The following is a 12343-nucleotide window of genomic DNA, read 5'->3' as shown; positions in this document are numbered from 1 at the left end:
CGAATGGACAGAGAGTCGAACATGGGACGTTCTCGCGAATGAATGAACTGTTGGCTACGGGGCAGGGAGGTGCCCGGTTCGCCAAATCCATTCAGCGCCATTCAATGCTCATCGGCGCGGGGCGAGGGCGCATGAGCGTCATGCCGACGAACGGTCATGGCTAAACGTTTGCGCGGGTAAAAGCCCTGAAAACAAGGGAAAAATCAGGAAATCTTCGGCAACGCTTCCGGTCGTGACCAGATCCACAGGTTGCCCATCGTCATCCCTGCAATCGCCAGATAAATCGGCCAGCCGTGATCGAGCATCACCAGCATCAGTGTGGCGCACAGCAGCATGCTGACGGTGGCACTGACCTTGGCCTTGCGGGCGATGATCTTGCCGTTGCGCCAGTTGCTCAGGATCGGCCCGAACAGCCGATGGTTTTCCAGCCAGGCGCTCAGGCGCGGCGAACTGCGGGTCGCGGCCCAGGCGGCGAGCAGGATGAACTCGGTGGTCGGCAGGCCGGGCACGACGATAGCGATCAGGCCAATGCCGAGGCTGACATAGGCGAGCAGGCCGAACAGCAGGCGGGCGAGTCGGGAGGAGGCGGGTTGGGGCATGGGCTCAGCGAGAGGCTTATGAAGCGGGATGGGAATCTTACAGGCTTATGCAGTTCCCTTTGGAAGCCAGGCTTCCACAGGGATTCAGCAATCAGGCCGGCTCGGCTTCAGTCGAGTAAGCCTGTTCCAGCAGCACGGTGAAGCGGTTGAACGCATCGATCGCGCCTTGCTCCACTTCGGCTTCCTCTTCAGCGCTGAATTGCAGCGAATCGAGGGTGCGCACGAAGCTCTTCCAGCCTTCGGCGCGACCACCTTCAGGCTCGCCCAGATGACGGGCGCCGAAGGTTTCGCTCAGGTCCAGCGCTACGGCGCGTTTGATCAGGAACGCGGCGCCGAGCTTGGAGCCTTCAGAGACGAAAATCCAGCCAAGGGCGCGGGCCTTGCTCGGGTTTTTCACCGCGCCGGCGACTGGCGCAGGCACTTCGGTGTCGAGGTCGGCGAGGTCGGCCCTGGCCGCTTCGGCGCGGCAGCGGGCCGGCAGGTCAGGGACGATGGCGATCAGTTCGGCATCGTTGTACAGCGACACCAACTCCGACTGGAACAGGTACTGCGCGACCACGAAACGGGCGAAGTTGGCGCGGGTCTCGAACGGCGCGTGGGCCTTGACCAGTGCATCGAGCTTGCTGTGCGGCTCGTGGGTGATCTGGTTCAGGCGTTGCGAACGCAGGGCTTTTTCCGGGGTGCTCATGAGATGTCCTTGAAAAGAAGAGGCGCTTGATAACGAGACGTACGGGCAAGCGCCGGACAGTAAAAAAACCTCACGACGCGGCAATGCACGCGCGCCGTGAGGTCATCCGGATCAGATATCCCAGACCAGGTTGATCGCGAAGTTGCGACCCGGCTGGGTCAGGCGATCGAGGTTGGCCGGGCTCAGCACCGCGGCTTCGCCGACGCTGTCGTAACCACGCACGTCATCCCACAGCCAGTACTTCTTGTCGGTCAGGTTGTAGATGCCGCCGCTGACGGTGACGTCGTCGGTGACTTTATAGAACCCGGTCAGGTCAAGGATGCCGAAGCCCGGCGACTTGAACTGGCTGCTGACGCCGTCTGGCGACTTGAAGTTGCTGTCGTCGACGCGATCCTTCTTCTTGACCACGGTCCAGCTCAGCAGGCCGCCGTAGTTGTCCTGGTCGTAACCGAGGCCGAATACGCCGGTCAGCGGATTGACGCTGTTCAACGGCTCGCCGGTGTCGTTGTTGCGACCGTAGGCGTAGGCAATCGAACCCTGGGTGTACAGGCCTTGCGGCGCGCCGAAGGAATCCAGATTCAGGCGACCTTTGACCTCGGCACCCTTGATGGTGGCGTGCTTGATGTTGTTGGTCTGGAACGTCAGCTCGCTGTAGCCCGGGGTGACGGCGTCTTCGTTGATGAAGTCGCGGTACTTGTTATAGAAGACCGCCACGTCGAACGAGCCTTGCTCGAAGTTGCCGCGCAGACCGGTTTCATAGCTTTTGCTCTTTTCCGGTTCCAGGTCCGGGTTCGGCGCCACGTTGTAGCCGGTGGTGCTGTTTTCGAAGCGGCCGTACAGCGCTTTCGCGGTCGGGGTGCGGAAGCCTTCGGCGTATTGACCGTACCAGGTGTAGTTTTCGGTCAGGGCGTAGGTCAGGCCGAATTTCGGCGAGACTTTATGCCAGGTCTTGTTCTCGTCGCTGACCGTGCCGTTGCCGTCGGCGGCCACGGTATTGAGGAATTCCTGGGTGATGTGCGGCTTGAGCTGGGTGTAGTCGTAGCGCAGGCCCGGCAGGAAGGTCCAGTTGTTCCAGCTGATCTGATCCTGGGCGAACAGGCTGTAGGTGTTGATGGTCGGGTCCGGGAAGTCGCTGGATTTTTTCAGCACGTCGGCTGCGCTGGTGGCGCCGATGGCCGTGCAGCCGCGACCGACTGCCAGGCATTTGCCGTCGCCGCTGCGCGAGCCGGTGACTTTCTGCTGCTTGATGGTGGTGCCGTAAGTCAGCACGTGATCGGTGGCGCCGATGCTGAAGGCCTTGTCCAGTTGCGCGTCGAAGACCCACTGTTTCTCTTCGTAGATCGTGTCGCGGGTGCGCAGCACTTTACGGGTCATCGGGTAGTAGAACTCGTCGGTGCTCTGGTCGGTCTTGGCGGTCTGGTGGTTGAGGCTCCATTTCACGTTGTCCGCCAGCAGGCTGTCGAGCTCGAAGCTGTGCTCCAGGCCGAAACGCTCGCGGGTGATGGTGTCGTTGCCGGTACGCCACTGGTACATGCCGCCGGGCAGCACGCTGTTCGGGATCGTCGGAGCACCGTTGAAGTACGGGCCGCCGTAGGCGCTTTTCTGATCGGTGTCGCGATCATCCTTGTACTTTTCGTAGGTCAGGCCCAGGCGCGAACCTTCGTTGTAGTTCCAGCCGATCTTGGCCAGCACGTTGGTGGCTTTCACGTCCTCCGGGTTGGCGGCGGTGCGCTCAAGGCCGGTGCCGTTGTTGCTGCCGTAGGAATCGGTTTCATGACCGTCGCGCTGGCTGTAGTGCAGCAAACCGTCGAACTGGTCGGCGCGACCGGCGACGGTGGCGGATTTCAGCCAGCTCTCGTCGGCGGAGCTGTAGCCGGTTTTCAGGCGGGCGCCGACGTCTTTGCCGGGCTTGATGATGTCGTCCGGGTCGAGGGTGTAGTAGCTGACCGCGCCGCCGATGGCGTTGCTGCCGTACAGCACCGAGGCCGGGCCACGGAGGATTTCGACGCGTTTGACGATTTCCGGATCGACGTAGTTGCGCTGGGTCTTGGCGTACGGGCCATTGAAGAAACCGTCCGGCACTTCGACGCCGTCGACCTGAGTCAGGATGCGGTCGCCGTCGATGCCGCGAATGTTGTAGCCGCTGATCCCGCCACGCTGGCCGGCGCCGCCGACGGACACGCCCGGCTCGTAGCGCACCAGATCCTTGATGGTGTTGACGTTGTTGCGGTCGAGTTCTTCGCGGGTGTGCACGGTGACAGTGCTGGGCACGCTGTTCACCGACTGTTCCTGACGGGTAGCGCTGATGGTCACCTGATCAAGATTGAGCGCGCCGCTGCTGGCGCGTTTTTCCAGCACGACGTTGTTGTTGCTCAGTTTGCGGAAGCTCAGGTTGGTCCCCACCAACAGGCGCTCCAGGGCTTTTTCCGGTGGCAGCGAACCGCGCACTCCCGGCGACGACACGTCCTGACCCAGTTCCGCCGGCAAACCGACCTGCCAGCCGGTGACGGCGGTGAACGCGTTGAGCGCCGACACCAGCGGCTGCTGGGCAATGGCGAACGAGTAGTCGCCCATGTTGCGCGTTGGCTGTTCGGTGGCGGCCATCAGCGGCGCGGTGCCGGCCATCAGGATGGCGGCGGTCAGCAGCGACAGCACGCGGGAAGGGGAAGAAGTCTGGCGGGTAAGGCGTGAGGACATCGATAGCGCTCCGTGTCGCACGAATCTTTATAGGTGCTGATTGATCTCGCGAGATGCGAATCAATTGCATTGGCTATAACGAGACGAACGAGCTTTGGCTATCGAGTAAAAATAATTCTCATTTAGTTCAGAATCACCAGCGCGGGGAATTCCTGAAGCTTGGCCGAGGTGATGTGAGCGAGCGAACGCACCACGTCCAGCGGCTGGTCGAGACGGTAATTGCCGGTGACGGCGACGTCGGCCAACTGTTCGTTGGTGTTGATGATGAAGCCCGGATAATAGCGGCGCAGTTCCGCTAGCACCTGGTTCAGCGGGCAGTTCTCGAAGATCAGCCGACCCTGCACCCACGCCAGATCGGTAGCGGCGTCGACCTTGGCCGGACGGTCGAAACCATTCGGGCCGATGCGGATGCTTTCCCCGGCGGACAGACGCACACGGGCATCGTCGCGAGTGGCGCGTAGATCGACATCGCCACGCTGCACCCGTACCTGCGCCACGCCGTCCAGATAACGCACGGCGAATGCGGTGTCGCGCACGCTGGCTTTCACCGGCCCGGCGTCGATTTCCAGCGGCTGGCTGCGGCTGGCTGGAATCTCGAAAAACGCTTCGCCCTGATACAGCCGCGCGACTCGCTGTTGATCGTTGATCGTGCTGGAGAACGCGGAATTGGTGTTGAGCAGGACTTTCGAACCGTCCTCGAGCTGCAGGCGCTGACGCTCGCCGACCACGGTCAGGTGATCGGCCTGCAGACGCATCGGCAGGTTGCTGAAACTGAACAGGCCGAGCAGCAGCACGGCGGCGGTGGCCAGCGGTTTCCAGTGCGGGCGCAGGCGTGTGAGGACGGTGACTTTCTTCGGTTTGGCTGCGAGATCCTGCGCGCACTGGGCGATCTGCGGGCCGTCCCAGATTGCCTGGGCCTTGGCGAACGCCTCGGCATTCAACGGATCGGCCGCCAGCCAGGCATGGAATTGCCGGGTCTGCTCCTCGTCCGGACTGCCGAGCACGATGAGCCAGTCCAGAGCCTGGTCCATTGCGCTTGTGGCGTCCTGCGCCGATGAAGGCGAAGGGGAGCGGTGGATGTCCGTCACGGTGTTTCCTCGGCAGTGTCTGTGCACGGCTGTTTTTTTAGTGAAGCGTAAAAGTCGGGCAAGGGTAACAAAGCCCGATGATCAGTGCAGTCGATCCTGTCGAATACGGACAAGGCTTGCAGATCAGTCGCCGTTCAAGCGCTCGGCGACACCGATGCAGATGGTCATGATCAGTTTGAGTTCTTTCTGCACCGTGCTGAGGGACACGCTCAGTTCTTCGGCGATTTCCTGATAGCTGTGCCCGTGCAGGCGGCTGAGGATGAAGATTTGCTGTTGACGGGGGCTGAGTTCACCGAGGCTCACGTTCAGGCGCTCCAGCAATTGTTCGGCGTGGGCGGCGTCTTCGGCGCTGCTGGCGGGGGCGGCGACGCTGTGCACCACGTCCTGCGGCACGTCGTCGACCATGGTGCGCGAATGAATCTTGCGCGCACGCAAATGGTCCAGCGCCAGGTTGCGCGCGGTCTGGAAGACAAAGGGTTCAAGGTGATCGATGGCCCGTTCGCTCAGCGCCCGGGTGACGCGCAGGTAGGTTTCCTGCAACAGGTCTTCGGCGGTGCTGTGGTTGTTGACCATCCGTTCCAGGGTCCGCAGCAGCGACGTGCGCTGGGCGAGGAAGACGTGATTGAAGTGTGATTGACTCACGGGAAGACCTGATCCATTTCGAGCGAATGATAATGCTTATCATCCGCCCGAGTGGTCAAGTGTTGATTTGTCAAAGGTTGGTAAAGCTTTTGTTCGCTCTCGAAACGGCGGCAGCGGTTTTATTCCGCGTTGCACAGCGCCAGGCAGTTATCGAGCATGCGGTTGGAGAAGCCCCACTCGTTGTCGTACCAGGCCAGCACTTTCAGCAGTTTGCCGCTGGATTTGGTGTGGTTGGCGTCGAAGATCGACGACAGCGGGTTGTGGTTGAAGTCGCTCGATACCAGCGGCAGGGTGTTGTAGCCGAGGATCTTCGAGTGCTGGCTCGCCGCTTTCATCAGTGCGTTGACTTCATCGGCCGAGGCTTCGCGCTTCAACTGCACGGTCAGGTCAACCAGCGACACATTGATCACCGGTACGCGCACGGCCATGCCGGTCAGCTTGCCCGCCAGTTCCGGCAGCACCAGGCCCACGGCTTCGGCGGCGCCGGTCTTGCTCGGGATCATGTTCTGGGTGGCGGAGCGGGCGCGGTACGGGTCGGTGTGATAGACGTCGGTCAGGTTTTGGTCGTTGGTGTAGGCGTGGATCGTGGTCATCAGACCGCTCTCGATGCCCAGCTCGCGGTGCAGCACTTGCGCGACTGGCGCGAGGCAGTTGGTGGTGCACGACGCGTTGGAAATGATCTGGTGCGACTGGCGCAGAATGTCGTGGTTCACACCGTAAACGACGGTGGCATCGGCGCCTTTGGCCGGGGCCGAAATAATCACTTTGCGTGCGCCGGCGGTAATATGCGCGGCGGCTTTGGCCCGGTCGGTGAACAGACCGGTGCATTCGAACACCACATCAATCTTTTCCGCGGCCCATGGCAGGTCGGCCGGGTTTCGGATGGCGCTGACCGAAATGCGGTCGCCGTTGACGGTCAGGCTCTCGTTGTCATGAGCAACTTCGGCGTCGAATGTGCCATGAACGGTGTCGTACTTGAGCAGATGCGCATTGATCGCGCTGTCGCCCAGATCGTTGATGGCGACGATCTGCAAATCCTGACGATAGCCTTGGGTATACAGTGCGCGCAGGACATTACGGCCGATGCGGCCAAAACCATTGATTGCGATTCGAAGAGTCATTGAACAGCGCCACCGTCGTTTTGTTGTTGGAATTACAAGATTATTCGCATAAAAATAGAAAACAAGCCTTTTTAGTGGCAATATTTTGTTTTATCTACAACGAGTGACCTGAATCAACTGGTCCGAATGATCAAGAAAACCGTTCGTCATCCCACGCGAACGGGCTTTTGATCAGCATAGACAATCAGGTCGCCACATCCGTTAGCCTGGAGTTCTACACATGCATCCCCGCGTTCTTGAGGTCACCGAACGGCTTATCGCCCGCAGCCGCGCCACGCGTCAGGCTTACCTTGCGCTGATTCGCGGCGCTGCAACTGACGGGCCGATGCGCGGCAAACTGCAATGCGCCAACTTCGCCCACGGCGTGGCCGGGTGTGGCAGCGAAGACAAGCACAGCCTGCGGATGATGAACTCGGCGAACATTGCGATTGTTTCGTCATATAACGACATGCTCTCGGCGCACCAGCCGTACGAAGTTTTCCCTGAACAGATCAAGAACGCCCTGCGCGAAATCGGTTCGGTCGGCCAGTTCGCCGGCGGTACGCCTGCCATGTGCGACGGCGTGACCCAGGGCGAGCCGGGCATGGAGCTGAGCCTGCCGAGCCGCGAAGTGATCGCGATGTCGACGGCAGTGGCGCTGTCCCACAACATGTTCGACGGCGCGCTGATGCTCGGCATCTGCGACAAGATCGTGCCGGGCCTGATGATGGGCTCCCTGCGTTTCGGTCACCTGCCGACGATCTTCGTACCGGGCGGGCCGATGGTCTCGGGGATTTCCAACAAGGAAAAAGCCGACGTGCGGCAGAAATACGCCGAAGGCAAGGCGACCCGCGAAGAGCTGCTGGAATCGGAGATGAAGTCCTACCACAGCCCCGGCACCTGCACCTTCTACGGCACCGCCAACACCAACCAGTTGCTGATGGAAGTGATGGGCCTGCACTTGCCGGGCGCGTCGTTCGTCAACCCGAACACCCCGCTGCGTGACGCCCTGACCCGCGAAGCCGCGCATCAGGTCACCCGCCTGACCAAACAGAACGGCAACTTCATGCCGATCGGCGAAATCGTCGACGAGAAGGCGCTGGTCAACTCGATCGTCGCGCTGCACGCCACCGGCGGTTCGACCAACCACACCCTGCACATGCCGGCCATCGCCATGGCGGCGGGCATTCAACTGACCTGGCAGGACATGGCCGACCTCTCCGAAGTCGTGCCGACCCTCAGCCACGTCTATCCGAACGGCAAGGCCGACATTAACCACTTCCAGGCAGCGGGCGGCATGTCGTTCCTGATCCGCGAACTGCTCGAAGCCGGTCTGCTGCACGAAGACGTCAACACCGTGCTCGGCCACGGCCTGAGCCAGTACACCAAAGAGCCGTTCCTCGATAATGGCAAACTGGTGTGGCGCGAAGGCCCGACCGACAGCCTCGACGAAAACATCCTGCGCCCGGTGGCTCGTGCGTTCTCGGCAGAGGGCGGCTTGCGCGTGATGGAAGGCAACCTCGGTCGCGGCGTGATGAAGGTGTCCGCCGTCGCGCTGGAAAACCAGATCGTCGAAGCACCGGCCATGGTGTTCCAGGATCAGCAGGATCTGGCCGACGCTTTCAAGGCTGGTCTGCTGGAGAAAGATTTTGTCGCAGTGATGCGCTTCCAGGGCCCGCGTTCCAACGGCATGCCGGAACTGCACAAGATGACGCCGTTCCTCGGCGTGCTGCAGGATCGCGGCTTCAAAGTGGCGCTGGTGACGGACGGGCGGATGTCCGGCGCGTCGGGGAAAATCCCGGCGGCGATTCACGTCAGCCCTGAAGCTTATGTCGGCGGCGCTTTGGCGCGCGTGCAAGAGGGCGATATCATCCGCGTCGATGGCGTCAAAGGCACCTTGGAACTCAAGGTGGACGCCGCCGAATTCGCAGCGCGCGAACCCGCCAAAGGCCTGTTGGGCAACAACATTGGCAGCGGTCGCGAACTGTTTGGCTTCATGCGTTTGGCCTTCAGCTCGGCGGAGCAGGGCGCCAGCGCCTTCACTTCTGCCCTGGAGACGCTTAATTGAAACTGGCTTTGGTCGGTGACATCGGAGGCACCAACGCGCGGTTTGCGTTGTGGAAAGATCAGCAGCTCGAATCGGTTCAGGTGCTGGCCACAGCCGACCATGCCAGCCCGGAAGAGGCGATCAGCCTCTACCTGAGCGGGCTCGGTCTGGCGCCGGGCGCCATCGGTTCGGTGTGCCTGTCGGTGGCGGGGCCGGTGAGCGGCGATGAATTCAAGTTCACCAACAACCACTGGCGCCTGAGCCGCAAGGCGTTCTGCCAGACCTTGCAGGTCGAGCAGTTGTTGCTGGTCAACGACTTTTCGGCCATGGCGCTGGGCATGACCCGTTTGCAGCCCGGCGAATTTCGTGTGGTCTGCGAGGGCACGCCTGAGCCATTGCGACCGGCAGTGGTGATCGGCCCGGGCACTGGCTTGGGCGTCGGCACCTTGCTTGATCTCGGTGAAGGGCGGTTTGCCGCGTTGCCGGGCGAGGGCGGCCACGTCGATCTGCCGCTGAGCAGTCCGCGTGAAACCCAGCTCTGGCAGCACATCCACAACGAGATCGGCCATGTCAGCGCGGAAACCGCATTGAGCGGCGGTGGCTTGCCTCGGGTGTACCGGGCGATCTGCGCGGTGGATGGTCATGAACCGAAACTCGATACGCCGGAAGCCATCACTGCGGCAGGTCTTGCAGGCGACCCGATCGCCCTGGAAGTGCTGGAGCAGTTCTGCTGCTGGCTTGGTCGCGTGGCCGGCAACAATGTGCTGACCACTGGCGGCCGTGGCGGGGTGTACATCGTGGGCGGCGTGATTCCGCGTTTTGCCGATTTCTTCCTCGAAAGCGGTTTCGCCCGCAGCTTCGCCGACAAGGGCTGCATGAGCGATTACTTCAAGGGGATTCCGGTGTGGCTGGTCACTGCGCCGTATTCCGGCCTCGTCGGTGCAGGAGTGGCGCTCGAACAATCCGGTAAATGATCATTCCCACGCCGAGCGTGGGAACCCTCGACACATCAGGCATAATCCGCCCAATTCCAACAACAAGGATGCCTTCGAAGTGAGCTCAGTCAACAAGTCGATTTTGTTGGTCGATGACGACCAGGAGATACGCGAGTTGCTGGAAACCTACCTGACCCGCGCGGGTTTTCAGGTACGGGCCACGGCGGATGGCGCCGGTTTTCGTCAGGCGCTGAACGAAGCGCCGAGCGATCTGGTGATCCTCGATGTGATGCTGCCCGATGAAGACGGCTTCAGCCTGTGCCGCTGGGTGCGCCAGCATCCGCGTCAGGCCCAGGTGCCGATCATCATGCTCACCGCCAGTTCCGACGAAGCCGACCGGGTCATCGGCCTGGAGCTCGGCGCCGACGACTACCTCGGCAAACCTTTCAGCCCCCGCGAACTGCAAGCCCGGATCAAGGCTCTGCTGCGCCGCGCCCAATTCGGCCAGGAACGCGGCGGCAGTGAAGTGTTGGCGTTCGATGAGTGGCGGCTGGACATGGTCAGCCATCGGCTGTTTCACACCGACGGCGAGGAAGTGATTCTGTCCGGCGCCGACTTCGCCCTGCTCAAATTGTTCCTCGATCACCCTCAGCAAATCCTCGACCGCGACACCATCGGCAACGCCACCCGTGGCCGCGACCTGATGCCCCTCGACCGCATCGTCGACATGGCCGTCAGCCGTTTGCGCCAGCGCCTGCGTGACACCGAAAAACCGCCGCGCCTGATCCGCACCGTGCGTGGCAGCGGCTACCAGCTGGCAGCCAATGTGGTTGCCGGCAATGGTCACTGAGTTCCTGCGCACCACCGCGCGTAAAGTGCCGATGCCGCGTTCGCTGCTCGGGCGGATGCTGCTGCTGACGTTGCTCGCGGTGTTGTTCGCCCAGACGCTGTCCAGCGTGATCTGGGTTTCCCAATTGCGCGCGACCCAGCTCGAAGGTCTGGTCACCAGCGCCCGCAGCCTCGCCCATTCGATGACCGCCAGTGTCAGTTATTTCCGTTCGTTGCCGGTGGCTTATCGACCGCTGGTGCTCGATCAATTGCGCAGCATGGGCGGCACGCGTTTTGTGGTGACGCTGAATGACAAACCGCTGGGCATGGAAGTGCTGCCGGTGACGCCGCGCAAGGCCGCGGTGCTGAAAGCGGTGGATGAAGTGCTGCGTCAGTCTCTGGGTCAGGACACCGACATCCTGGTGACATTCGTCAGCCCCGATGACTTACGGATCTTCAACGCCGGGTTGAAACTCGATGAGTTGCCGCGTTCGTGGGCGCATTACGCGTTGACCCTGGAACCGGTGAATCCGCCGGTGCTGGTGACCCAGATTCAATTGGCGCCGGGTGAATGGCTGTACATCGCCTCGCTGCTGCCCGAGCCCTACACCAGTCTGGAAGAACAAGGCCTGCCGACTCAGCAGGTGTGGTTCATCGTCTTCACCAGTGGATTTCTGTTGTTGTTCATTGGCCTGCTGGTGCACTGGCAGAGCCGGCCACTCAAGCGTCTGGCGCGGGCCGCACGGGACCTGTCGCTGGGCGCCGACGTCGAGCCGGTGGCCGAGGGCGGCGGCAGTGAAGTGGTGGAAGTGGGCCGCGCGTTCAACACCATGCGCGAACGCATCAGCCGTTACCTGACCGAGCGCAGCCAGTTGTTCAGCGCGATTTCCCATGACCTGCGCACGCCGATCACCCGTCTACGATTGCGGGTCGAACTGCTGGAAGACGAAAAATTGCAGACCAAGTTCGGCCGTGATCTGGATGAGCTGGAGCTGTTGGTCAAAGGCGCGCTGCAATGCGTGAAGGACACCGACATCCACGAAAACATCGAGCCGGTGGATCTGAATCATGTGCTCGACTGTCTGGTGGAACCGTATCTGGCGCCTAACGGCAATGGTCGCGTGACCCAGCAGGGGCGGGCGCTGGCGGCGTATCCGGGCAAGCCATTGGCTTTGAAGCGTTGTATTGGCAACCTGATCGACAATGCGCTGAAGTACGGGCAGAACGCGCATTTGCACATTGATGATGATGACAGTGCGTTTGTGTTGCATGTCGATGATGAAGGGCCGGGTGTGCCGGAGCAGCGGTTGGAGCAGGTGTTTGAGCCGCACTTTCGCTTGGCTGGGCAGCAGCAGGGGTATGGGCTGGGGTTGGGGATTGCGCGCAACATTGCTCATAGTCATGGAGGGGAAGTGACTTTGCAGAATTTGCGTGAGGGTGGGTTGCGCGTGACCCTGCAATTGCCGCGTTCGGCGGACTGAGTCAAAAGCGTTTCCCTCACCCCAGCCCTCTCCCGGAGGGAGAGGGAGCCGACCGAGGGATATTGCAGAGATACGCCGACCTGAACGATTTGCGTTGAATCCATAATCGATAAAGTCTTTCAGGTCGATGTATGACGCCAGACACCTCGGTCGGCCCCCTCTCCCTCCGGGAGAGGGCTGGGGTGAGGGCTGGCTCTTTGTCACGACTCAGTGACAAAACCCGCCCCCTTCGTTACAA

The 12343-nt window shown here is 61.5% G+C and carries 10 protein-coding genes; 4 read left to right on the top strand and 6 right to left on the bottom strand.

The annotated features are described in order from the left end of the window. Positions 1-203 precede the first annotated feature (203 nt). The 6 genes from AC1RT4_RS14610 to gap all read right to left on the bottom strand — a co-directional run bounded on the left by AC1RT4_RS14610 (position 204) and on the right by gap (position 6835). The gene (locus AC1RT4_RS14610; protein ID WP_085606588.1) at positions 204-599 is read right to left on the bottom strand and encodes a YbaN family protein; all 396 of its coding nucleotides are present in this window, start codon (positions 597-599) and stop codon (positions 204-206) included. A gap of 91 nt (positions 600-690) precedes the next feature. After that, a complete protein-coding gene (locus AC1RT4_RS14605; RefSeq protein WP_493085896.1) occupies positions 691-1287 on the bottom strand; it encodes a biliverdin-producing heme oxygenase in 597 nt (198 codons plus the stop codon). 111 nt (positions 1288-1398) lie between these two features. After that, positions 1399-3984 (bottom strand): TonB-dependent receptor, encoded by a 2586-nt coding sequence (locus AC1RT4_RS14600; protein WP_493085894.1) that lies wholly within the window; start codon positions 3982-3984, stop codon positions 1399-1401. 122 nt (positions 3985-4106) lie between these two features. Next, entirely contained in the window at positions 4107-5072 is a 966-nt protein-coding gene (locus AC1RT4_RS14595) for a FecR family protein (RefSeq protein ID WP_493085892.1), read from the bottom strand. A gap of 123 nt (positions 5073-5195) precedes the next feature. Next, a complete protein-coding gene (locus tag AC1RT4_RS14590) occupies positions 5196-5714 on the bottom strand; it encodes an RNA polymerase sigma factor (RefSeq protein ID WP_007951175.1) in 519 nt (172 codons plus the stop codon). A gap of 119 nt (positions 5715-5833) precedes the next feature. Next, positions 5834-6835 (bottom strand): type I glyceraldehyde-3-phosphate dehydrogenase, encoded by a 1002-nt coding sequence (gap, locus tag AC1RT4_RS14585; RefSeq protein ID WP_007951174.1) that lies wholly within the window; start codon positions 6833-6835, stop codon positions 5834-5836. A gap of 220 nt (positions 6836-7055) precedes the next feature. On the opposite strand from gap, the gene edd reads away from it, so the two are divergent. The 4 genes from edd (at position 7056) to AC1RT4_RS14565 (ending at position 12105) form a co-directional block, all read left to right on the top strand. Then, entirely contained in the window at positions 7056-8882 is a 1827-nt protein-coding gene (gene edd, locus AC1RT4_RS14580; RefSeq protein WP_085606582.1) for a phosphogluconate dehydratase, read from the top strand. Then, entirely contained in the window at positions 8879-9835 is a 957-nt protein-coding gene (locus tag AC1RT4_RS14575; protein WP_085606579.1) for a glucokinase, read from the top strand. Before edd ends, AC1RT4_RS14575 begins: the two co-directional genes overlap by 4 nt. 79 nt (positions 9836-9914) lie before the next feature. Continuing rightward, positions 9915-10646 (top strand): response regulator, encoded by a 732-nt coding sequence (locus tag AC1RT4_RS14570; RefSeq protein ID WP_007951171.1) that lies wholly within the window; start codon positions 9915-9917, stop codon positions 10644-10646. A 31-nt stretch (positions 10647-10677) separates the two neighbouring features. Beyond that, entirely contained in the window at positions 10678-12105 is a 1428-nt protein-coding gene (locus tag AC1RT4_RS14565; protein WP_170929387.1) for an ATP-binding protein, read from the top strand. The last annotated feature ends 238 nt before the right edge of the window (positions 12106-12343 follow it).

The sequence above is a fragment of the Pseudomonas sp. GW821-FHT11D10 genome, from assembly GCF_058808435.1.
Note: the sequence above shows the minus strand (reverse complement) of the source record. Positions and strands in the feature narration are given on the sequence as shown.

Bases quoted from the DNA above. Each gene is read 5' to 3' on its own strand.
- AC1RT4_RS14605 (WP_493085896.1), bottom strand. From the start codon at position 1,287: ATGAGCACCCCGGAAAAAGCCCTGCGTTCGCAACGCCTGAACCAGATC.
- edd (WP_085606582.1), top strand. From the start codon at position 7,056: ATGCATCCCCGCGTTCTTGAGGTCACCGAACGGCTTATCGCCCGCAGC.
- AC1RT4_RS14565 (WP_170929387.1), top strand. From the start codon at position 10,678: ATGCCGCGTTCGCTGCTCGGGCGGATGCTGCTGCTGACGTTGCTCGCG.
- AC1RT4_RS14610 (WP_085606588.1), bottom strand. From the start codon at position 599: ATGCCCCAACCCGCCTCCTCCCGACTCGCCCGCCTGCTGTTCGGCCTG.
- AC1RT4_RS14600 (WP_493085894.1), bottom strand. From the start codon at position 3,984: ATGTCCTCACGCCTTACCCGCCAGACTTCTTCCCCTTCCCGCGTGCTG.
- gap (WP_007951174.1), bottom strand. From the start codon at position 6,835: ATGACTCTTCGAATCGCAATCAATGGTTTTGGCCGCATCGGCCGTAAT.